The organism is Micromonospora sp. NPDC000442 (assembly GCF_042898635.1).
Lineage (GTDB): Bacteria > Actinomycetota > Actinomycetes > Mycobacteriales > Micromonosporaceae > Micromonospora.
Genome location: NZ_JBIAYZ010000018.1, coordinates 77,443 through 98,351, shown reverse-complemented (window position 1 = coordinate 98,351; position 20,909 = coordinate 77,443). Strand labels below are relative to the sequence as shown.

Annotated in this window: 20 protein-coding genes; 8 read left to right on the top strand and 12 right to left on the bottom strand. The window is 69.5% G+C overall.

All coding sequences use genetic code 11. The features are described 5' to 3' along the window. Nucleotides 1–709: 709 nt before the first annotated feature. Entirely contained in the window at nucleotides 710–1,309 is a 600-nt protein-coding gene (locus tag ACFY2A_RS24510) for a TetR/AcrR family transcriptional regulator (protein WP_387174873.1), read from the bottom strand. A gap of 105 nt (nucleotides 1,310–1,414) precedes the next feature. Here ACFY2A_RS24510 and ACFY2A_RS24505 point away from each other — a divergent pair, with 105 nt between their 5' ends. Both ACFY2A_RS24505 and ACFY2A_RS24500 read left to right on the top strand, forming a co-directional pair. After that, on the top strand, nucleotides 1,415–1,579 hold the full coding sequence (locus ACFY2A_RS24505) for a hypothetical protein (RefSeq protein ID WP_387174871.1): 165 nt from the start codon (nucleotides 1,415–1,417) through the stop codon (nucleotides 1,577–1,579). A 38-nt stretch (nucleotides 1,580–1,617) separates the two neighbouring features. Beyond that, on the top strand, nucleotides 1,618–2,148 hold the full coding sequence (locus ACFY2A_RS24500; RefSeq protein WP_387174869.1) for a DUF2269 domain-containing protein: 531 nt from the start codon (nucleotides 1,618–1,620) through the stop codon (nucleotides 2,146–2,148). A gap of 21 nt (nucleotides 2,149–2,169) precedes the next feature. On the opposite strand, the gene ACFY2A_RS24495 is transcribed toward ACFY2A_RS24500, so the two are convergent. The 4 genes from ACFY2A_RS24495 to ACFY2A_RS24480 form a co-directional block, all read right to left on the bottom strand. After that, nucleotides 2,170–2,571 (bottom strand): four-helix bundle copper-binding protein, encoded by a 402-nt coding sequence (locus ACFY2A_RS24495; RefSeq protein WP_387174867.1) that lies wholly within the window; start codon nucleotides 2,569–2,571, stop codon nucleotides 2,170–2,172. Between the two features lie 229 nt (nucleotides 2,572–2,800). Then, complete coding sequence (locus ACFY2A_RS24490) at nucleotides 2,801–5,056, bottom strand: heavy metal translocating P-type ATPase (protein ID WP_387174865.1); 2,256 nt, start codon at nucleotides 5,054–5,056, stop codon at nucleotides 2,801–2,803. A gap of 12 nt (nucleotides 5,057–5,068) precedes the next feature. Next, nucleotides 5,069–6,049, bottom strand: coding sequence for a hypothetical protein (locus ACFY2A_RS24485; protein ID WP_387174863.1), 981 nt, complete (start codon nucleotides 6,047–6,049; stop codon nucleotides 5,069–5,071). 39 nt (nucleotides 6,050–6,088) lie between these two features. Then, nucleotides 6,089–6,298, bottom strand: a complete 210-nt coding sequence (locus ACFY2A_RS24480; RefSeq protein ID WP_387174861.1) for a heavy-metal-associated domain-containing protein — start codon at nucleotides 6,296–6,298, stop codon at nucleotides 6,089–6,091. Between the two features lie 115 nt (nucleotides 6,299–6,413). Here ACFY2A_RS24480 and ACFY2A_RS24475 point away from each other — a divergent pair, with 115 nt between their 5' ends. Further along, nucleotides 6,414–6,710, top strand: a complete 297-nt coding sequence (locus ACFY2A_RS24475) for a metal-sensitive transcriptional regulator (protein WP_139583992.1) — start codon at nucleotides 6,414–6,416, stop codon at nucleotides 6,708–6,710. Nucleotides 6,711–6,808: 98 nt separating this feature from the next. Here the strand turns inward: ACFY2A_RS24475 and ACFY2A_RS24470 are convergent, their stop codons facing one another. The 3 genes from ACFY2A_RS24470 to ACFY2A_RS24460 form a co-directional block, all read right to left on the bottom strand. Continuing rightward, on the bottom strand, nucleotides 6,809–8,950 hold the full coding sequence (locus tag ACFY2A_RS24470; RefSeq protein WP_387174894.1) for a heavy metal translocating P-type ATPase: 2,142 nt from the start codon (nucleotides 8,948–8,950) through the stop codon (nucleotides 6,809–6,811). A 369-nt stretch (nucleotides 8,951–9,319) separates the two neighbouring features. Beyond that, nucleotides 9,320–9,910 carry a DUF305 domain-containing protein gene (locus ACFY2A_RS24465; protein ID WP_387174859.1) on the bottom strand — a complete coding sequence of 197 codons (591 nt, stop codon included), beginning with the start codon at nucleotides 9,908–9,910 and terminating at the stop codon, nucleotides 9,320–9,322. A gap of 437 nt (nucleotides 9,911–10,347) precedes the next feature. After that, the gene (locus tag ACFY2A_RS24460) at nucleotides 10,348–11,874 is read right to left on the bottom strand and encodes a multicopper oxidase family protein (RefSeq protein WP_387174857.1); all 1,527 of its coding nucleotides are present in this window, start codon (nucleotides 11,872–11,874) and stop codon (nucleotides 10,348–10,350) included. Nucleotides 11,875–12,085: 211 nt separating this feature from the next. Here ACFY2A_RS24460 and ACFY2A_RS24455 point away from each other — a divergent pair, with 211 nt between their 5' ends. From ACFY2A_RS24455 to ACFY2A_RS24445, 3 genes are read left to right on the top strand one after another with little or no spacing between them, the layout of a single operon-like run. After that, a complete protein-coding gene (locus tag ACFY2A_RS24455; protein ID WP_387174855.1) occupies nucleotides 12,086–13,027 on the top strand; it encodes a F510_1955 family glycosylhydrolase in 942 nt (313 codons plus the stop codon). Between the two features lie 26 nt (nucleotides 13,028–13,053). Then, complete coding sequence (locus ACFY2A_RS24450; RefSeq protein ID WP_363925187.1) at nucleotides 13,054–13,746, top strand: response regulator transcription factor; 693 nt, start codon at nucleotides 13,054–13,056, stop codon at nucleotides 13,744–13,746. Further along, nucleotides 13,743–14,852: a HAMP domain-containing sensor histidine kinase gene (locus tag ACFY2A_RS24445; RefSeq protein WP_363925186.1), complete on the top strand. Its 1,110-nt coding sequence runs from the start codon at nucleotides 13,743–13,745 to the stop codon at nucleotides 14,850–14,852. The genes ACFY2A_RS24450 and ACFY2A_RS24445 overlap by 4 nt, the downstream gene beginning before the upstream one ends. Nucleotides 14,853–14,861: 9 nt before the next feature. Here the strand turns inward: ACFY2A_RS24445 and ACFY2A_RS24440 are convergent, their stop codons facing one another. Next, nucleotides 14,862–15,548: a C39 family peptidase gene (locus tag ACFY2A_RS24440; RefSeq protein WP_387174853.1), complete on the bottom strand. Its 687-nt coding sequence runs from the start codon at nucleotides 15,546–15,548 to the stop codon at nucleotides 14,862–14,864. Nucleotides 15,549–15,954: 406 nt separating this feature from the next. On the opposite strand from ACFY2A_RS24440, the gene ACFY2A_RS24435 reads away from it, so the two are divergent. Further along, the gene (locus ACFY2A_RS24435) at nucleotides 15,955–16,176 is read left to right on the top strand and encodes an SHOCT domain-containing protein (protein ID WP_387174851.1); all 222 of its coding nucleotides are present in this window, start codon (nucleotides 15,955–15,957) and stop codon (nucleotides 16,174–16,176) included. A 137-nt stretch (nucleotides 16,177–16,313) separates the two neighbouring features. On the opposite strand, the gene ACFY2A_RS24430 is transcribed toward ACFY2A_RS24435, so the two are convergent. Genes ACFY2A_RS24430 through ACFY2A_RS24420 form a run of 3 tightly spaced genes read right to left on the bottom strand, consistent with a single transcriptional unit; the run spans nucleotide 16,314 to nucleotide 18,112 of the window. Next, on the bottom strand, nucleotides 16,314–16,523 hold the full coding sequence (locus ACFY2A_RS24430; protein WP_387174849.1) for a hypothetical protein: 210 nt from the start codon (nucleotides 16,521–16,523) through the stop codon (nucleotides 16,314–16,316). After that, nucleotides 16,456–17,886, bottom strand: a complete 1,431-nt coding sequence (locus tag ACFY2A_RS24425; RefSeq protein WP_387174847.1) for a hypothetical protein — start codon at nucleotides 17,884–17,886, stop codon at nucleotides 16,456–16,458. Before ACFY2A_RS24425 ends, ACFY2A_RS24430 begins: the two co-directional genes overlap by 68 nt. Next, a complete protein-coding gene (locus tag ACFY2A_RS24420; RefSeq protein WP_387174845.1) occupies nucleotides 17,876–18,112 on the bottom strand; it encodes a hypothetical protein in 237 nt (78 codons plus the stop codon). Before ACFY2A_RS24420 ends, ACFY2A_RS24425 begins: the two co-directional genes overlap by 11 nt. 125 nt (nucleotides 18,113–18,237) lie before the next feature. Between ACFY2A_RS24420 and ACFY2A_RS24415 the strand changes: the two genes are divergently transcribed. Beyond that, a complete protein-coding gene (locus ACFY2A_RS24415) occupies nucleotides 18,238–20,310 on the top strand; it encodes a copper-translocating P-type ATPase (RefSeq protein ID WP_387174843.1) in 2,073 nt (690 codons plus the stop codon). Nucleotides 20,311–20,909 lie beyond the last annotated feature (599 nt).

Below are 20,909 nucleotides of genomic sequence, written 5' to 3'. Positions count from 1 at the left end.
GTAACTGGACGAAGGCGGCCCACACCAACCACGTCCACCAGTCGACGTCGGATAGGTCGACCGCGCCCGTTTTACCCAAGAATCGTCCACTGCCAAGCGGTCCAACAACCCCTCAGCGAGGCTGACTCTGCACGCCCACCAGGCGATTCTCAGCCACGACGGCGAAGATCGACTCGCAAGACCACCCGAGTCAGGGGTTCCAGCAACGGCTTACCCGCCGCCACGTCGATCTTGGATAATGAAGTGAGGGTCCCCGCAGGTCTTTGACCTGCGAAAACCCTCGTAATGTCGGGACGGCCGGATTCGAACCGACGACCCCTTGACCCCCAGTGAACCAGCCGACCTACTGAGGTCCGCCAGGCAGTGCCGAATCGTGCCGGACGTGCGGGTCAGCGGCAAGGTCAGAGTGTGGGTCGCACCGACATTCACCGAGGCTTGCCAGACCGTCCGTGAGACGGTTGTGAGATGTCCGGCCCGACAGGGGCGCTGGAGATCAACGACCGGCGCCCCTCACTCCTTCGAGATACAGAACAAGGCTTCTCCCGATCGAACATCTGCCCGCGAAGCCGCCTCTCGGCCTCCACGCCATAGCAACATCGAGCGGCGAACCGCTTGTCTTACTGTCACCAGCGACCTCTGCAGCCCGAGATCCCGAAGATCTTCCGTATGCCACGTTGGCCAAGGCTGTCAGGCCCTCGACTGACCGGCGTCAGCGTGGGGCTTGCTGGGAGGTTGGGCGGTCGGCAGCGGGGTGGATCGCGGTGAGGGTGAGCCTGACGAGGCGGTGGAGCCCGTCATCGGATGTCACGGTTGCCGAGGCGGTCAGCGCGTGCTGGCAGAAGGCAGCAAGCTCATCGGCGGGGATGTCGTCGCGGGCCTGTCCGGCCTCGGCGGCGTCCGTGATCAGTTCCCGGAGCAGGGCATGCAAGCGTGCGTGTGCCTCGGTGGCGTGGTCGCCTCGATGCAGGGCGGCGGCGAGGTCACCGCCATGGCGGTGCCGCGACAGCCGCGCGTAGGCCGCCAGGACGGCGTGCAGCCGCTCCGATGGGCCGTCGGCGTTGTCCCGGATGGCACGGAGGTGATCGAGGTGGTGAGTGACCTGCCGTTCGTGCCATGCGAGCAGGATCGCTTCGACGTCGGGGAAGTACTTGTAGAGGGTGGCGCGGCCGATGCCGGTGAGTTCGGCGATGCCCGACATGGTCACGCCGGTCAGGCCGTGGTCGGCGACCAGGGTTGCGGCGGCGTCGAGGACCGCGTGGCGCACCGCCGTCCGGTGCGCCTCGATCGTGTCGTTCCACAACCTCGGCACCCTTGCACGATACACCCCGCCGCCTGTGTAGACACCACGACCGCAGTAAGACACACTGTTTCGATAAAGCTGGAGTCAGGTGGCGCGACATCGGTAGGGAGTGTCATGGCGGATCAGGCAGAGGGGCAGGGGTCGTCGACGGGTACGCCGCGGTGGGTCAAGGTCGTGGGCTTGGTGGTGGCGCTGCTGCTGGTGACGTTCGTCGTCTTCCAGGTGACCGGTCTGGCCGGTGAGCATGGTCCGGGCCGGCATCTGCCGGGCGGGCGGTAGCACGCGTGCGGTGGCACCTCCGCAAGGCGGCGTTGTTCGTGCACGCGGTGACGTCGCTCGGGTGGCTCGGCGCGGTCGTCGTGTTCCTCGTCCTGGCCCTGGCAGCGCTACGCGGCGACGACCCGCTCGTGATGCGCGCTGCCTGCCTGGCGATGGATCTGGCCGTACGGTTCGCGATCGTTCCCCTCGCGGTCGCCTCGCTGCTCAGCGGTGTGGTGTCGTCGCTCGTCTCACCGTGGGGCCTGGTGCGTCACTGGTGGGTGCTGATCAAGCTGGCCATCGTCGTGGTGGCCACGGCAGTCCTGATCATGCAAGTGGAACCGGTTGCCGCGCTCGCCGACGCGACGGTGGCGTCACCGCCCACGGCGGATGGGATGCAGTGGCGTGAGGCGGTGGTGTCGCTGGTCGTCCATGCCGTCGGCGGCCTGGTGATCCTTCTGACGGCCACGGTACTGGCCATCTACAAACCGAGGGGGGCGACCGGGTTCGCCGCCCGCGGCTCGGCCCGGCGGCATCGCACGGGTGGGGCGGCCGCAACGAATGGGCGCAAGGGGCTCAAGATTCGGTGACGGCCGCCCGTTCGGCTGCTGTCAGCTGATCGTGGCGAGCAGGTCCCGGCACGCTTGCTCGCAGGCACGGCACGCCTCTGCGCAGACGCGGCAGTGTTCGTGCATGTCGGCGTGCGCGGCGCACTCGTCGCCGCATGCCTTGCAGGCGGTGGCGCACGCTTCGAGCATGGTGCGGGTGATGTTGGCGTCGTAGCCGGTGTGCCGTGACAGGACACGCGCGGTGGTGGTGCAGATGTCAGCGCAGTCCAGGTTCGAGCGGATGCACTTGGTCAGTTCGGCAACCATGTTGTCGCTGAGGCAGGCGTCCGCACACGCGGTGCACGCCTGGCTACACGCGTGGAGAGTGTCGATCACCGCCGCCAACTTCGTGCGATCCAGGTTCATGGACTGCGGGTACGTGTCAAGCATCGCCATGGTTGTCATCGTCGGCTCCTTTGTCGTGGGTCATCTGTTCAGCTACCCGTCAGCTCGTCCGTCATGCCCTCCGCGCCCATGGGTCTGCCTCTCGAATGAGGCCAGAGGTCGACGAGCGTCCTGACGACAGGCCTTCAGCGGGCGCGAGCGAGCGCTGGCTGGTCGACGCCCAGCAGACTTCGAAGGCGATGCGAGGCGCCCATCCGGACGAGGAATGGGCGCCTGAACGTGCGGGGCCTTATCCGATGGGGTAGAAACGGCGCAGGCGGAGGCTGTTGGCGACCACGAAGACCGAGGAGAAGGCCATCGCGGCACCGGCGATCATCGGGTTGAGCAGCCCTGCCGCCGCCAGGGGCAGGGCGGCGACGTTGTAGGCGAACGCCCAGAACAGGTTGCTCTTGATGATCCGCAGGGTACGCCGGGCCAGCCGGATGGCATCCACGGCGGCGGTCAGGTCGCCCCGGACCAGCGTCAGGTCGGATGCCTCGATCGCCACGTCGGTGCCGGTGCCCATGGCCAGACCCAGATCGGCCTGGGTGAGCGCGGCAGCGTCGTTGACGCCGTCGCCGACCATGGCCACCACCTTCCCGTCGGCTTGGAGACGCTTGACCACGTCGACCTTGTCGGCGGGCAGCACCTCGGCGATCACCTCGTCGATACCGACCTCGGCGGCCACCGCGTTCGCGACAGTGGTGTTGTCGCCGGTGAGCAGGATCGGTTTCAGGCCGAGCGCCCGCAGCTGGCCGACCGCCGCCCGGCTGGTCGGCTTGACCACGTCGGCGACGGCGAGGACACCGCGGGCGCGTCCCTCCCAGCCGGCCAGCACGGCGGTACGCCCGGCGGATTCCGCCTGGCCGGCGGCCCGTTCCACCTCGGCGGAAATGTGCAGGCCGCGCTCACGCAGCAGCCGGGCACGGCCCACCACCAGCTCACAGCCCTCGATGACGCCGGTCACGCCGAGGCCTTCGACGTTGGCGAACCCGGTCACGGGCGGCAGCGGCCCCGCATCGGCGGCGCCGGCGGCGATCGCCTGAGCGATCGGGTGTTCGCTGGCCGTCTCGATCGCCCCGGCGCGCCGGAGCAGCTCGTCGGCGTCCTGGCCCTCGATCGGGCGCACGTCCACCAAGGTCATCTTTCCGGTGGTCACGGTGCCGGTCTTGTCGAGCACCACCGTGTCGATCCGCCGGGTCGATTCCAGCACCTCCGGCCCCTTGATCAAAATGCCGAGCTGGGCGCCACGACCGGTGCCGACCAGTAGCGCGGTCGGGGTGGCCAGCCCGAGCGCGCACGGGCAGGCGATGATCAGTACGGCCACGGTGGCGGTGAACGCTGCTGCCAGACCAGCGCCGTTGCCGATCCAGAATCCGAGGGTGCCCGCCGCGAGGGCGATCACGATGGGAACGAACACCCCCGAGATCCGGTCGGCCAGTCGCTGCACCGCGGCCTTGCCGGTTTGCGCCTGCTCGACGAGCTTCGCCATCTGGGCGAGCTGGGTGTCCGCGCCGACGCGAGTGGCGGTGACGACGAGCCGGCCGCCGGCGTTGACGGTGGCACCGACCACGGTGTCGCCGGGACCGACTTCGATCGGAACGGATTCGCCGGTCAGCATGCTGGCGTCGACCGCCGAGGTCCCCTCGTGCACCGTCCCGTCGGTGGCGATCTTCTCGCCCGGGCGCACCACGAACCGGTCCCCCACCACGAGTTGATCGACAGGGATGCGGATCTCGGCGCCGTCGCGGAGCACGGCGACGTCCTTCGCACCGAGTTCCAGCAGGGCGCGCAGTGCCGCCCCGGCGGTCCGCTTCGATCGGGCCTCGAAGTAGCGGCCCGCGAGGATGAACGTCGTGACGCCGGCCGCTGCTTCCAGGTAGATGTGCCCGGCACCACCGTCTCGGCTGACGTCGAAGCTGAAGGGGTGGGTCAGCCCGGGCGTCCCCGCGTCGCCGAGGAACAGCGCCCAGACCGACCAGCCCAAGGCGGCGAGGGTGCCCATCGAGACCAGCGTGTCCATGGTGGCGGCGCCGTGGCGCAGGTTGACCAGCGCCGCGCGGTGGAACGGCAGGCCGCCCCAGACGACCACCGGGGCGGCCAGGGTCAGCGACAGCCACTGCCAGTAGGTGAACTGCCAGGCCGGCACCATGGCCAGGGCGATCACCGGGACGCTCAGCGCCACGGAGACCCACAGGCGGGTCCGTACGCTGCCCAGTTCGTCGACCGGTTCGGCCGGCTGGGAGGTGCTGGCGGGACCTGGCGGGGGTGGCAGGGCGGCGCGGTAGCCGGTCTTCTCCACGGTGGCGATCAAGTCGTCCGGGGTGATGGCGCCGGTGTACTGGACGGTCGCCTTCTCCGTGGCGTAGTTGACCGTGGCCGACACACCGTCCAGCCGGTTCAGCTTCTTCTCGATCCGCGCCGCGCAGGAGGCGCAGGTCATCCCGCCGATGGCCAGCTCGATCTGATTCGCGGCGAGCTGCAAGGGCTTCGCACTGGATGTCATCGCCAGCTCCGATCAGTCGTGGCCGTGGCCGGGGTCGCCGTGCCCGTCAGTGGTGGTCGCGGCCGGGCTGGAGGGCCCGTGCGGCGTTGCCGGGCTGCCCGGTGCGCGGTCCCCGATACCGACGGCGGTCAGGGTGAACTCGGCTGTCCGCACCGTGCCGGCGTGCTGGAAGTCCAGGTACAGGCGGTAGGTGCCGGCCGAGGGAACTTCGGTGTGGAAGGTGACCTGTGGGCCTGATACGGTGCGCCCGTCACCTGGTTCCCCGTCGGGGTGCACGTGCAGGTAGGCCAGGTCACCCGAGCGCAGGGCCACCAGGTGGCCGTAGGCGCCGAGGTAGGGCTGCAGGTCGGTGACCGGCACCCCGTCCCGGCTGATGGTCAGGGTCAGTTTGGCGGTCGCCCCCGGCCGTAGGTCACCGTCGAGGGCAACCGTGTAGCCGTCCACGCTGGCGGTGCGTGCTGGCGCAGGCACCTGTCGCGGAGTGAAGGCGCCCGGCAGGTCGACATCCACGCCGAGCGTGAGTGCCTCACCGCCGGTGGGAATGAAGTCGGCGAAGGCGCGCCAGGTTCCCGGATCCCCGAACGGTGCGGCCACCCGCCAGGTGCCATCGGCGGCCATCTCGGGGTGTACATGCCGGAAGCCGGACAGGTCCCTGCGGGTGACGATCAGGTGCATCCGCTTGTCGTGGGCCTCGTCGAAGGCGGTGACGGTCTGCCCGTCCGGACCGGTGATCCGGAAGGCGAACTCGCCGGGTGGGGCGGAAACCGGGGCCAGGGTGTAGCCGCGGTCGGAAACCAGCAGCCCGCCGGGAATCTGGGAGGCCGCTTCGCTTCCGGTTCCGTCATGGGGGGCGCTGCCGTGAGCGGCGGTCGTGTCGTGGCGGGTCCCGGTGGCTGGCGCGACGGGGTCGGCCAGCTGGCCGACCCCGTACGCCGCACCGAACACCGCCGCGAGGCCGAGCGCGAAACCGCTCAGCTTCGTCGCCGTGTTCATGACTGGATACCTCAGTTCTTGTCAGCTTCGAAAGAACGGTCAGGCGTTGACGAGCTCATAGCCGGCCTCGTCGACCGCGGCCCGAACCGCTGCGGGATCCAGCGGCGCCTCGCTGTTGATGGTGACCTGCCCGGAGGCGAGGTCGACCTGGACATCGCGTACGCCGGCGATCCCGCTGATCTCGGTGCTCACCGAACTCACGCAGTGCCCGCAGGTCATACCCTTCACCTGATAGGTGGCGGTGGTCATCAGGTCGCTCCTCCCAAACAATCGCCACGGGCGGCTCGCCGCCCGAAGATACCCCCCAGAGGTATCTCTCATCGCACGTTAGCATACCCCCCCGGGGTAGGCTATTCTGGGTTTCATGACCACACCCACGCCGATCCGCGGATACACCGCCAGCAAGGATCAACTGCTCGCCCGGCTCCGCCGCGTCGAGGGCCAGGTCCGCGGCATCGAGAAGATGGTCGACGACGACCGCTACTGCATCGACGTGCTCACCCAGATCTCCGCCATCCAGGCCGCCCTGGACAAGGTCGCCCTCGGCCTGCTCGACGGACACGCCCGACACTGCATGCACGAAGGTGCCGCCGAGGGCCGCGCCGACGAAATGGCCACCGAGATGATGGCCGCCGTCGGCCGCCTCATGAAGCGCGGCTGATCTCCCCGCGCCGGGGCCGGCAGCGATTCAGACGGCGCGTGCCCAGGCGTGCCGCGGCCCGGCCGGATCGCCCCGACCGGGCCGTTGTACGCACCGTGTCAGTGTCGTCCGGGAGTGAGCTTGACCCGGCGCAGGAGCTGGGCGTTCAGGGCAACCACGATGGTGGAGGCGGACATCAGCACCGCACCGACAGCCGGGCTGAGCGTGACCCCGGCCCAGGCCAGCACGCCGGCAGCGAGTGGGATCGCCACCACGTTGTACCCGGCGGCCCAGGCCAGATTCTGGACCATCTTCCGGTACGACGTCCGGGACAGCCGGATGACGCCAGTGACGCCGCGCGGGTCCGACGAGGCCAGGATGACCCCGGCCGACTCGATCGCCACGTCGGTACCCGCACCGATGGCCAGGCCGACGTCGGCGCGGGCCAGGGCGGGCGCGTCGTTGACGCCGTCGCCGACCATCGCCACGGTCAACCCCCGGGCCTGCAGGTCGGCCACTGCCCGGTCCTTGTCCGCCGGCAGCACCTCGGCGAACACCTCGTCGACCCCGGGCCGGAACCCCAGGTCCGCGGCGACCGCCTCGGCGACCGGGCGTGCGTCACCTGTGATCATCACGATTTTCCCGATGCCCTGCTCGCGCAGCTCCGCGATCGCTTCACGGGCCTCGGCGCGGACCTCGTCCTCGAGTGCGAACGCGCCGACCGCGACCGATTGGCCCGTCTGCGACAGCCGGATCAGGTGCAGTACCGCCGCGCCGCGGGCCGACCACATCTGCGTGGTGGTAGCCAGGTCCTCGGGAACCCGTGCACCAACTTCCCGCAGCAGGGCGGGCCCGCCCACCGCCCAGGTGGTGCCGTCGACGGTCGCCTGGACCCCGCGACCGGTCAGCGATCGGAAATTCGCGGCGACCGCCCGCAGTCCTCGGTCCTGTGCCACCTTGACCAGGGCTTTGGCGAGCGGATGCTCGCTGTCGGCCTCGACCGCGCCGGCGATACGCAGTACCTCGTCCTCGCTGACGCCGCTGGCGGCGGCCGTGGCGGTGACCGTGTGCGCGCCCTTGGTCAAGGTGCCGGTCTTGTCGAACAGCACGGCGTCGACGGTGCGCATCCGCTCCAGGGCGAGGCGGTCCTTGACCAGGATGCCGGCCTTCGCCGACACCGCCGTGGACAGCGCGATCACCAGCGGGATGGCCAGCCCGAGCGCGTGCGGGCAGGCGATCACCAGGACCGTCACCGTTCGGACGACGGACTGGTCGAGGTCGCCCAGTGCCCACCAGGCGGCGAAGGTGACAAGCGCGGCGGCGGTGGCGACGTAGAACAGCATCGCCGCGAACCGGTCAGCCAACACCTGAGCCCGGCCGCTGGATGCCTGCGCCTGCGCCACGAGCCGGCCGATGCCCGCCAACGCGGTGTCCTCCCCGACCGCGTCAACCCGGATCCGCAGCGCGGAGTCGGTCGCCACCGTGCCGGCCACGACCCGGTCCCCGACGCCGCGGGAAACCGGCCGGGACTCCCCCGTGATCATCGACTCGTCCAGTTCGGCCGACCCGTCGATGATCCGGCCGTCGGCAGGCACCCGGCCACCCGAGCGGACCAGAACCACGTCCGCCACCCGCAGGTCGGCCACCGGCACGCGGCGCACCGCGCCGTCGGCGTCGATCTGTTCGGCGTCGTCGGGCAGGAGCGCCGCCAGCGCGGCGAGCGCACCCTGCGCCTGACCGATCGCCTTCATCTCCTGCCAGTGACCCAGCAGCATGATCGAGACGAGCGCGGCCAACTCCCACCAGAAGTCCAGGTCGAACGCGCCGAGACTGGTCGCCATCGAGGCGACGTAGGCCACCGTGATCGCCATCGAGATCAGCAGCATCATCCCGGGCGCCCGGTCGCGGACCTCGCGGACACCGCCGATCAGGAACGGCCAGCCGCCGTAGAAGAAGACCACCGAGCCGAGAACCGGACCCACCCAGCTCATGCCCGGGAAGTCGATCGTGTAGCCGAACCAGCCCATCACCATGTGGCTGGTCACCACGATCGGAATCGTCAGCGCCAGGCTAAGCCAGAACTTGCGCCGGAACTGCTCCGGATCGTGGCCCGCGTGCTTGTCATGGGAACCGTGCCCGCCGGCGGATCCGTGCCCAGCGTGGTGGTGGCCACCGCTCGGCCCGGCACCGCCGTGATGCCCGCCGTCAGCGTGCTCACCCACCTGATGCCGGTGATGCTCGTCGTCGTTGGTGACCACCATGGCATCGGCGTGCGTCGCGTGTTGGTCTCTCATGCCCTCCACCTCCACACGGCACGCTATACCCCGTAGGGGTATATGGCAACCAGTCTACGTGGCCGACCACTGGCCCCCCTGGCATGAATATCTGCCACAACCTCGCGTCATGCCAGATACCTGTACCCCCCTCCGGTAACTGGCACCACAGGCGAGCTGCGACTTCCTGAGGCGGGATCGGTGGCAAATCCGTCCGAGATCACAGGCTGTCTGCCGCGCACCGACTCCTGCTGCGCCCCCTTCCCGAGGAACCACCCACCGGGCCGCGGCATCACTGGAGCCCTTCAGCCATCCTCAAACCGCTGATGGGGTGTCGTGCCGAGCACTCGTTCATGCTCAACCGGCGGGGCATCGGCGGCTGGCGGACTCGTCGTACTCGGGGACGGGCCGGGCCTGCGCCTCCTCGGGGGTCTCGGCCACGCCATTGCGCCGGATGTCCTCGATGAGCCACTCCATCTCGGAGATCTCTCGCCGCTGCGCCTCGCTGATCTCCACAGCGAGCCGGCAGACCCGTACGTCGTTGAGGTTGGCGCGCTCGGACCGGGTGATGGCCATCGAATGGTGCGGGATCATCGAGTTCATCCAGCCGCTGTCGTCCACCGTGGCCTGGCTGCGGTCGAGGACCACACCCGTGCCGAGCAGAAGGACGCTCGCCGCGACGATGCCCAGGTTCGCCTTGGTGTTGCGGTACATGTTCCGCATCCAGCCGAGCATGACCATGCCCATCGTGCCACCCATGGCGAACGCCATGAACATGCGGCTCTCGCTGAAGCGGATGTCGCTCCACCGCCAGGTACTCAGATACATCACGCCGTACATGACGACCATGGCGGTCAGGATCATCGCCGCGAAACGCAGGTACATCTTCATCTCGTGCGACAGTCCCTTGCCGCGAACAACTCCGCCTGATTTCCGCTCGTCCATCATCCTTGGGCCTCCACTTCTTCGTCGTGACCTCTCGCCACTTCCGACTGCGGTGCGGCCCGCGATCTCCCCACGGTGCCGCCGCTACTCGATCGCCCGTACCCACGCGCTGACCGGACGAACCGAGCATCCTGGCTCACCGGCGCGCACTTCAGGGAATCTTCATACTCGCGAGCTGGCACCGCGCCGTGGGCGTAGGAGGTGAGGTAGAGCCGACCGGCGTCGAGTACGAGACCTGATCTACGACCCGCGGCTGCTGCGGCCCGACACCATGTTTTCGTGGCCGCCGACGGCCAGCGGTAGATGACCGCCAACCAACTGCACCGCCAGGCGACGTACCCGCGCGGCCAGTATCGGTTCCGCACCCGCATCGACCCGGGTCGGTCCCGCTGCGCTGAGCCGATGTTCGCTCTGACCGGCCGGTCACGTGTACGGGCGGCTCACGGCTGGTACGCGAGGTTGATCATCATGCCGGTCTCGGCATGGTAGATGTTGTGGCAGTGGATCATCCACTGTCCAGGGTTGCCGGCGTCGAGCTCGACGGTGACGTTCTGGTGCGGGGTGACGATGACGGTGTCCTTGCGTAGGCCGCCGTCGCGGAGGGCGAAGGTGTGTCCGTGCACGTGCATCGGGTGGAACATCATCGTCTGGTTGACCATCCGCAGCCGTACCCGTTCGCCCTCCCGCACCAGGAGCGGCTCGGCGTTGGTGAAGGTCTTGCCGTTGATGGTCCAGCGGTAGGGCATCATGCTGCCGCCGAGGACCAGCTCGTGGGTCCGGCCCGGTGCGCGATGTGGCAGCCGTACGCTGTCGGCGGCCCGCAGCTGGTTGGTGAGGATGACGCGGCGGTCGAGTTCGGCCGGACGTACCTGGGCTGACGGTGGCTGTCCGCCTCCGGTCCGCACCACCGCGAGTGCCTGCCCCGTCTTGCCCTCGGCGACCGAGACCAGGGGGAACACCCCGTCTGCGACGACGACCTCGACGTCGACCCGTTCCCCCATGCCGACGACCACTGCGTCGGTGACGTCCGGGACGACCGGAAACCCGTCGGTGTGGGTCACGGTGAGCCGGTGTCCGCCCAGCGCCACCCGGAAAGCGGTGTCGGAGGCGGCGTTGACCAGTCGAATCCGTACCCGCTGCCGGGGCCGGGCGGTGAGCGTGACGGGGGCGGCCGGCACCCGACCGTTGATCAGGTAGTGCGGGTAGTCGACGTCGCCCGCGCCGCCGAGCAGCGGCGACATCATGGTCTCCATTCCACCGTCTCCCATCGGCATCCCACCTCCGTGGTTCATGCCGGGCATGCCGTGCCCGCCGTGCATGCCGCCCATATCCCCGCCGAGGGCGGCCAGGACGTCGTCCGGGGTGCGCCCGGTGCCGTCGACCCAGTCGTCCAGGACGACGATCCACTCCTGGTCGTAGCGGCCCGCGTCGTTCGGGTCGTCCACGATCAGGACGCCGTAGAGCGCCCGGTCGAGCTGCACCCCCGAGTGCGGGTGGTAAAAGTAGGTTCCCGGGTCGGGCACGGTGAACTCGTAGGTGAAACGCCCGCCCGCGCCGATCGGATCCTGGGTGACCCCGGGAACGCCGTCCATGTCGTTGCGCAGCGCGATGCCGTGCCAGTGCACGCTGGTGTCCGCAGGCAGGTCGTTGACCACGTCGACGTGGAGCAGGTCACCGGCCGTCGCCCTGATCAGCGGGCCGGGCGCGGCCTCGGCGTACCCCCAGGTGTCGACCGTCACTCCGCCCAGGTCCAGGGTCACCGGGCGGGGGTTGAGGGTGGCGCGGACGGTGGCGGCACCGGGGCGGTGCCGGGCCAGTTCGGCGCGGCGGACGGCCTCGGCGTGAGGGTCGACCAGTTTCGGGGTGTTGCGGTCGGCTACGGCGGCGACGACCCCGGCGGTGCCGGCGAGACCGGCGGCCCCGGCGATCCCGGCGATCAGGTGCCGGCGGGTGAGCGGCGGTGACATGGCGACTCCTTCGGTCTGCGTCTCCAGCGTGATCAACCGCCGGCCCGGCGAGTAGGGGCCGGGCCTCTTCTTCAGAGAATCTTCATGGCCCTCGAAGGGGCGTTCCGGCGGCTTCGAGTCATGGTTGGTAGGGACGAGAGGTCACCCTGAACCCGCACCGGGGACTCCTCACCGGGCAGGTCGATCGACGACGAGGAAGTGGACGTAGCCGATGAGCAGGACGTCGCAGCCGACGCGACCGCGCAGCAGGTCCGGATCGGGGCGCAAGACGCAGGGCCGCGGTGCGCCGGCCCCACCGACGCGGAAGGGCGTCATCGCGGCGCTGGCCGCGCTGGCCCTCATCGCCGCCGTGGTGGTGGTGTTCGCCCTGCGCGCTCAGGGATCTTCGGACGACCACACCACGGCTGGTGCCGGGCACGCGGGATTCGGGCACGTCCACGGGATCGCGGTCGACCCCGGCAGCGGCGCCCTGCACGTCGCCACGCACGTCGGGCTGTTCCGCATCGACGACCCGCACACCGCCGTACGCGTCTCGACGGACGACCTGGACCTGATGGGCTTCACCGTGGTCGGCCCCGGGCACTTCCTGGCCTCCGGCCACTCCGCGCACGGCCCGGCCAACGTGGGCCTGATCGAGTCGACCGACGGTGGGGCGACCTGGCGGGAGAAGTCGCTCTCCGGTGCGGCGGACTTCCACGGACTCCAGGTCGCCCACGGCTCGGTCTACGGCCACAATTCGACCGACGGCGCGTTCATGGTCAGCTCCGACCAGCGGACCTGGGAGCAACGTTCCCGGACTGCGATCGGCGGGTTCGCGGTCAGCCCGACCGACGGCGAGACCGTTCTCGCCGTCGGACGCGACGGCCTGCAGCGCTCCACCGACGGCGGCCGCAGCTGGCAGCCGGTGCCCGGCGCCCCCGCCGTCGGCCTGCTGACCTGGGACCGCACCGGCGTGTGGGCGGTCGCCCCGGACGGCGCGGTCTGGTCGTCGACTGACGGCGGGCAACAGTGGCAGCGGCGCGCAGCGGTACCGGGTGAGCCGCAGAGCATCGCCGTGCAGGACGGCACCCTCTTCGCCGCGCTCGCCGGTGACCGGGTCGTCGCCAGCACCGACGGCGGTGCCACCTGGACCGACCGGTATGCGCCGGAGTGAGGAGCACGTCCGGTAGGAATCAGGACATGAGTGCACGGGTGCTGGTCGTCGATGACGAACGGAGCCTCGCCAAGGTCGTGGCGAGCTACCTCGAGCGCGACGGCTACCAGGTGCGCTGCGTCTTCGACGGCCCGACGGCGCTGGACGCCGCTCGGGAGGACGAGCCCGACGTCGTCGTACTGGACCTGATGCTGCCCGGCCTCGACGGCGTGGAGGTGTGCCGGCGGCTGCGGACGTTCAGCGACTGCTACGTCATCATGTTGACCGCCCGGACCGAGGAGGCTGACAAGCTGACCGGACTCGGAGTCGGGGCGGACGACTACCTCACGAAGCCGTTCAGCCCCCGCGAACTCGTCGCCCGCGTCGCAGCGATGCAGCGTCGCCCGCGGGAGCGGCACACCCGGCCGGAGACCCCGCCGCGCCGGTTCGGTCCGCTGGAAGTCGACGTACCCGCCCGGGAGGCTCGCCTGGACGGTGCGGCGGTGCCACTCACCCGCACCGAGTTCGACCTGCTGGCGGTCCTGTCCGCCCGACCGAACGTCGCGCTGAGCCGCGCCCAGCTGATCACCGCGGTGTGGGGTGACGGGTGGGTGGGCGACGAGCACCTGGTCGACGTGCACATCGGGCATCTGCGCCGCAAACTCGACGACGACCCCGCTCACCCCCGGTTCATCCGCACGGTGAGGGGCATCGGCTACCGAATGGGACCGCAGTCGTGAACCTCCGGCGCGTCAACCTCGCGGTGCGGCTCTTCATCGCGCAGGTGCTCGTGCTCGCCGTGGGCGGGCTGACCCTGGCGCTGGTCGCCGGCGCGGTGGGCCCGCGGATCTTCCACGAGCACCTCGGGCGGGTCGGCGGGGAGGTCAGCGCCGAGGCCCGCTGGCACGTCGAGCAGGCGTACGCCTCGGCGAACGCGCTCGCGCTCGGTGTCGGCCTGCTCGCCGCGCTGGTCGCGGCGCTGGCGGCCAGCGTGTACGCGACGCGCCGGATCGCCAGCCCGGTCACTCACTTCGCGCACGCGTCGGCCAGCCTCGCCGACGGGCACTACGACGTCCGCATGGCCGACCCCGGCCTCGGCAACGAGCTCAAGACCCTCACCGACTCCTTCAACACCCTGGCCGGACGCCTGGAGACCGTCGAGGCGACCCGGCGACGGCTGCTCGCCGACCTCGGCCACGAACTGCGGACGCCGCTCGCCACCATCGAGGCTTACCTGGAGGCCGCTGAGGACGGCGTCGCCGTCGATGACGAGGACCTCCAGTCGGTGCTGCGGACGCAGACCGCGCGGCTGCACCGCCTCGCCGACGACATCGCCGCGGTCTCCCGCGCCGAGACGCACCAGTTCGACCTGCACCCGGTACGGACCGCCCCGACGGACCTGGTCCGGGACGCCCTGGCTGCGGCACGGCCCCGCTACGCCGGCAAGGGTGTGCTGCTGCGCAGCGACGTCCGCCCGGCGGCACACGTCGACGTCGACCCGCAGCGGATGGGGCAGGTGCTCGGCAACCTGCTGGACAACGCGCTACGGCACACGCCCACGGGCGGGACCGTCACGGTACGCGTTACGGGCGGTGCCAATAACGTGGAGCTGGCGGTGGTCGACACCGGTCCCGGCATCCCGGCGGAGCATCTCCCGCACGTCTTCGAACGTTTCTACCGGGTTGACACCGCCCGGGACCGGGACAACGGCGGGTCCGGAATCGGGCTCGCCATTGTGCGCGCCGTGGTCAGCGCCCATGGCGGACGAGTACGGGCGGAGAACGTCCCGGGCGGTGGTGCGATGTTCAGGGTGATGCTGCCACCGGTGGGACAGGCGCAGGTCTGACCAGTCGGGTCAGGCGGAGTAACCGCGCGAAGCGGCCCAGTTCGCCAACGCCTCGACGTCCATCCAGTAGGTACCGTCACCCACCGGCTGCCACGGGTCAGCGATCTTCACCTTCTCACCGTCACCCTCGTAGGCGACCACGGTTAGGTAGTGACCCGGGAACGACCGCTCGACACCGTCGAGGTCCGTGCCGGCGCCGATGACGTTGACCACCGCGACCCGCCCGTTGTCGACGGCGGCCTTCAGGTCGGCCTTCATCCGCTGCACCTGATCCGGCGTGACCGAATCGGCCGACAGCTCACCGGCCTGGTAGACCTCGGACCCGAGCTCCTCGTTCAGCACACGGGTGATGTCGAAGACCGACGACGTACCGGCCTCGGTGGTGCCCAGCTTCTCGGCCAGCTCGTCCTGGCTCCGGACGTCACCCTGCACACTCAGCGCGATCCGCGTCGACGCCGGCCCGCAGTAGTAGAAGTTCGGCTGAGCTTCGAACGCGTAGTCGCCCACGCGCTTGTCCGCGCCGTCCCTGGCCCTGTCGGCCTGGGCAGCACTCGCCTGCGGCGCCGCCGCTTCTGCCGCGACGGCCGGACCGGCGGCGAGACCACCGGCGAACGCCAGACCGGCGACGCCGAGAGCACTCTTGCGAACAATCCCGGCGGTCAGATTCTCAGGAAGCCAACGATTGAACGTAGTCATGGGAATTCGCCTCTCGTCCGGGGGTGAGCGGCACGCGACATACAAGAGGGCGCACCACTGATGCGATTTCACCCGGGGATAGCTTCTGCCAGGAAAACGCCGGAGTCGCACTCACCTGAGGTACTGGAGATGTAACGACGTCCGTACGACCGCATTCCGCCGGCCGCCTGTCCATTGGGCGAACACGGGAGCCCTGCCAGGTCCCTGTTTCAACCTCCCCGGTCAACAGGGCATTCCGGCCGGGTGTTCGACGTGTCGGATGATTCCCTACAAAAGCACCACCGGGGAGGGTCTCGCCCAATCCACCTGCCCTCACCGCGCCTTTCGTAACGGTCGGGTGGCAGGCGCGAAATTCTCGTAACGTCGCGAGTGTGACGGACAAGCCGCGAGGTCATGGAGGCGTCCGATGATGTGGGACGGCACGATGGCTGGCTGGATGATCATCTGGCCAATTCTGATCCTGGCCGGTTTGGTGGCGCTCATCGTGCTCGCCGTACGAACGTTCTCGCGCGGGCCGGGAGGAGACACCGGTGGACCCGCCTCCGCCCGCCGGATCCTCGATGAGCGCTACGCACGTGGCGACATCAACGACGAGGAATACCGCCAACGCCGACAGTCGCTGGAGTAGGCGCACCCGTCGGCAGATAACCGAGGACGGCATGCCCTGGAACGACGATTACATGGGCGGCTGGGGATACGCCACATGATTGTCGGCATGCGGCTGGCCGGCATCGGGCGTGGTACCGCGAGATGAGCTGAGCACCATCAGGCCCGCGGATCTCGGCTGTGCGGTGCCGGCTTCAAGGAGACCGTGATCGTCTGCCCACTGCTGACGGTGGTCGGGGGACGATCCGCGACGCGTACGACGATCGGCTGGACGTTGCAGGGTGATGCGGCCAGCGTGAGGTCATGCTGGGTGACGGTGAGATGCAGCTGGTGGCCGCGGTAGGTGAGCAGCGTGTGGAGGCTGACCATCTCCTGCGGCAGCCGCGGGCAGCCACACGGTCATCACGTTGGTGTAGGCGTTGTTGGCGAGCCCCGGCGTGTCGGTGTCCGGGTAAGCGTCGTGGAACTCGTCCGGGCCCATCACCCCGGTGATCTCGTACCGTCCGGTGGCGGGGTTCTCCTGGGCCAGGTCGGCGAAGAAGCGGGCGATCTCCATCATCAGTTCCGCGCCGTAGGAACGCAGGAAGTCCAGATCACCGGTGGCCTGGTAGTACTGCCACACGGAGTAGGCGATCGCCAGGCCGATGTGCCGCTGAAGCGCCGAATGGTCCGGCATCCACTGGTTGTTGCGCGTGTTGAACAGCTCAGTCGGGGTTTCGTGCGCGTCGGGCACCAGCACCCGGGTACGCGCCGCCACCGCGACGTCGATCCCGGACTGGCTGGTCCGCACGCGCAACCACAACCCGACCGGGTCGTCGTGTCCCTGCCCCTCGGGGTGCAGGTGCCGGCCGGCCAGGGGCGCGTACTCGGCGACCTGACGGTTGGCGACCTGACCGTCGATGGCCGAACACACGTGCAGCGTGCCGGACCAGTTTTCCGGGACGAAGGTCGCGTGCACGGCGGCGAGGTGCGGCGCGGCCATCGACACCAGGATCGTCGACACGACGGTCGTTGCCCGGCCGTCGCCGTCGACGTACCGGTAGCGGCGGTGGAGTACGCCGGCGCGCAGGTCCAGGGTCTGCCGGTATTCGCTGACCCCGGCCTCGTCGGGGTCCACCCACCGGCCCTGATCGGTGCCCCATCGCAGCACCAGCCAGTTGGGCAGGTTGACCAGGCTCTCATCGTCGTGAAGGTGGCCGTGGACGCGGGTGCGCAGCCGGTTGAACACGCCGGCGGCGTAGGTGCCCGGGTAGTGCACCGGCCCGGCGTCGACCTCCGGGGCGGCTCCCCGGGCAGCCAGGTAACCGTTACCGACCGTGCACAGGGCCTCCCGGATCCCCTCGCCGTACGGATCCACCCCGGCGTAGTCGAGCAACCATCCAGCGTGCCCCACACTCGCCTCGGTTGTCTGACGGGTCTGCCACCACCGGTGCTGCGCCGCGTCCTCGTCGATGCCAACGGCCCTCAAGCTCGTGAAAACCAGGTCGGCGCCGTGCCGACCCAGCTCGGTCGTGACCCCACCGTCCCGGTCAAGGCCGATGACCAGCCCGAACCCGGCCGCACGGGCGGCCAGCACACCCGCCGCCGTGGCATCGACGACCGCGGCCCGCGCAGGATGCACCCCCAGCGTCCCGGCTGCGAGCAGAAGCCTGGCCGCCTCCGGGCAGGCCCCCTCCGTCTGTTCCGTGGCATCGGCGTCAACGACGGCGGTGAACAATTCCTCAAACTCCACCGGCCCTCAGTGCCTCCCGGCAGCATCGGTGAGCGACCACCACGGCCGTGGACAACCCGAGCTCACACAGGCGTTCGACCAACTCGACCGTGCCCGGGAAGGCGGTCACATCCGGAGCCACGTCCCGCAGCACCACGTCAAGCTCGAACAGCACCGCGTCGAGCCGTTCGAGCGGCAGACGGACCGCAGTCGGCAGGGCCTGCCGGGGCTCTCTGCCGCTGCTCACCTCACTGCCCGCGAAGCGCAACCGAACACCCGGTGCGGATACCCCGAAACCGGGCAACGATGCCCCTGCTGCCAATGGCCTTCGCGCCGCCGTCAGTTCGGTGACACTGAGCCGGGGGAGGTGCCATGAGCCACGACAACGAACACCGGCCGCCGCCGGAGCAGCCCGGCGACGGTCACGCTGGACCGCACCGGGGTCACGACAAGCACGCCGGGCATGACCCGGAGGCGTTCCGCCGAAAGTTCTGGCTCTCCCTGGCGCTGACCATCCCGGTCATCCTCACCAGCCACCTGGTGATGCAGTGGCTGAACTACTCGCTGGACTTCCCCGGGATCAGCCTGATCGGCCCCGTGCTCGGCTCGATCGTGTTCTTCTACGGCGGGTGGCCGTTCCTGGTCGGCGCCGTGCGGGAGGTCCGCGACCGGGCACCCGGGATGATGCTGCTGATCGGTCTGGCGATCACCGTTGGCTACCTTGCCTCGCTCGCCACCAGTCTGGGCACCTTCAACCTGGATTTCTGGTGGGAGATGTCCGCGCTTGTGACCATCATGCTGCTCGGGCACTGGCAGGAGATGAAGGCCATCGGCCAGGCCCGGGGCGCGTTGGCCGCGTTGGCCGAGCTGCTGCCCGACGACGCCGAGCGGGTCGACCCCGACGGCAGCGTGCAACGGGTGAAGGTACGCGACCTGCGGGTCAAGGACCTGGTGCTGGTTCGCCCGGGTGCCCGAGTGCCCGCCGACGGGCATGTCATCGACGGCAGCGCCGACATCGACGAGTCGATGATCACCGGCGAGTCGCGGCCGGTGCCGCGCGGCGTCGGCGCCCGCGTGGTGGCCGGCTCGGTGGCCACCGACTCCGCGATCCGCGTGCAGATCGACGCGGTCGGCAAGGACACCGCTCTGGCCGGCATCCAGCGCCTGGTCGCGGAGGCACAGGCGGCCGGCGGGCGTGCTCAGGACCTCGCCGACCGGTTCGCCGCGGTGTTGTTCTACGTCGCCACGGCCGTGGCCGTGCTCAGTCTTGTCGTGTGGACGATCATCGGAAACCTCGGTGAGGCGGTCGTCCGCACCATCACCGTCCTGGTGATCTCCTGCCCCCACGCCCTCGGTCTGGCGATCCCCCTCGTCATCGCGCTGTCCACCGGCCTGGCCGCCAGCAACGGCATCCTGGTCAAGCACCGGCTCGCCCTGGAGCGAATGCGCCAGGTCGACGTCGTCCTGTTCGACAAGACCGGCACGCTCACCAAGGGCGAGCACACCGTCACCGCGGTCGCCGCCGCCGACGGGACCAGCGAGGACGATGTGCTGCGCCTGGCCGCCGCCGTCGAAGCCGAGAGCGAGCACCCGCTCGCCCGCGCCATCGTCAAAGCGGCAAAGGGAAACGGACAGCCGGCGACCGCCACCCAGTTCCAGGCGCTGCCCGGCCGCGGCGTGCAGGCCAGCATCGACGGCTCCCGGTACGCGGTGGGTGGGCCCGCCCTGCTTCGCGAACAACAGATCCAGGTGCCCGACAGTCTCGCCCGGACGGCCGAAGATTGGTCCGGGCGGGGCGCCCCGGTGCTGCACCTGGTCACGCTGGACGGGACACCGCGAGCGCTCGGGGCGATCGCCCTGGAGGACGAGGCACGCCCCGAGGCCCGGGATGCCATCGAACAGCTACGCCGGCTCGGCGTACCGAAGATCGCCATGATCACCGGCGACGCCCGGCCGGTCGCCGAGGCAGTCGCCGCCGACCTGGGATTCCGGCACGGCGTCGACGAGGTCTTCGCCGAGGTCTTACCGGCTGACAAGGACGACAAGGTCAGTGAACTACAGGCTCGGGGCCTCACCGTGGCGATGGTCGGCGACGGCGTCAACGACGCCCCCGCACTGGCCCGCGCCGACGTCGGCATCGCCATCGGCGCCGGCACCGACGTGGCGATCGAAACCGCCAGCGTCATCCTTGCCTCCTCCGACCCACGCGGCGTCGCCAGCAGCGTCCGACTGTCCAAAGCGTCGTACCGCAAAATGATCCAGAATTTGGCCTGGGCCGCCGGCTACAACGTCATCGCCATCCCAGCCGCCGCCGGAGTATTCGCCGGGGCCGGCCTCGTCCTCAGCCCCGCCGCCGCCGCCGTACTCATGTCCGCCTCCACCATCGTGGTCGCCCTCAACGCCCAGACACTGCGCCGGGTACAACTGGCCCCCGAACCGCAGTGACGCGAGGACGACCTTGCAGGTGAGGTTCCCGGTAGCTCGGAGGCGTACTCGACACCGGAGGCGCGGTACCAGCTACCCCAAAGCCCGCATCCCATGGTGAAGCATCCGACAACGAACTATGTAAACAAATAGCGTTTCCCGTAACAAATCTTCCCACTGCAGTAGCGCACCGATACAGTCAGCTCGGTCTGTCCGGCTAGGTACTGCTGACCGAAAGGTCCATGGTGCACCGACCCGTCATGCGAGCCCTCATGCTGCTGGCTTTGCTGATCTGCGTCGCCACGGTGCACCATGACGGCACCCATGATCATGCAGGCCACGCCGCTGCGACGACGACATCGACCAGCACTGACGAGCCGTCGCCTGGCGAGGTGCCTGACGGCAGCCTGACGGCCTCTGTAGACGGCCACGCCGGGGGTGTTGGTCACAGTGCTCACGGAAGCTCCTGTGACACTGCGTTCTCCGTCGGTTGGCGCACCGGCACGCCCGCCTCGCCGGGCGTTGTCTCCATGCCACCAGCCACTGACGCTGAAAGCGACCTCGCCGGCACAGCCGTACATCCGATGGCCCGTCCCGGACGGATCCTTCTGCTGCACGTG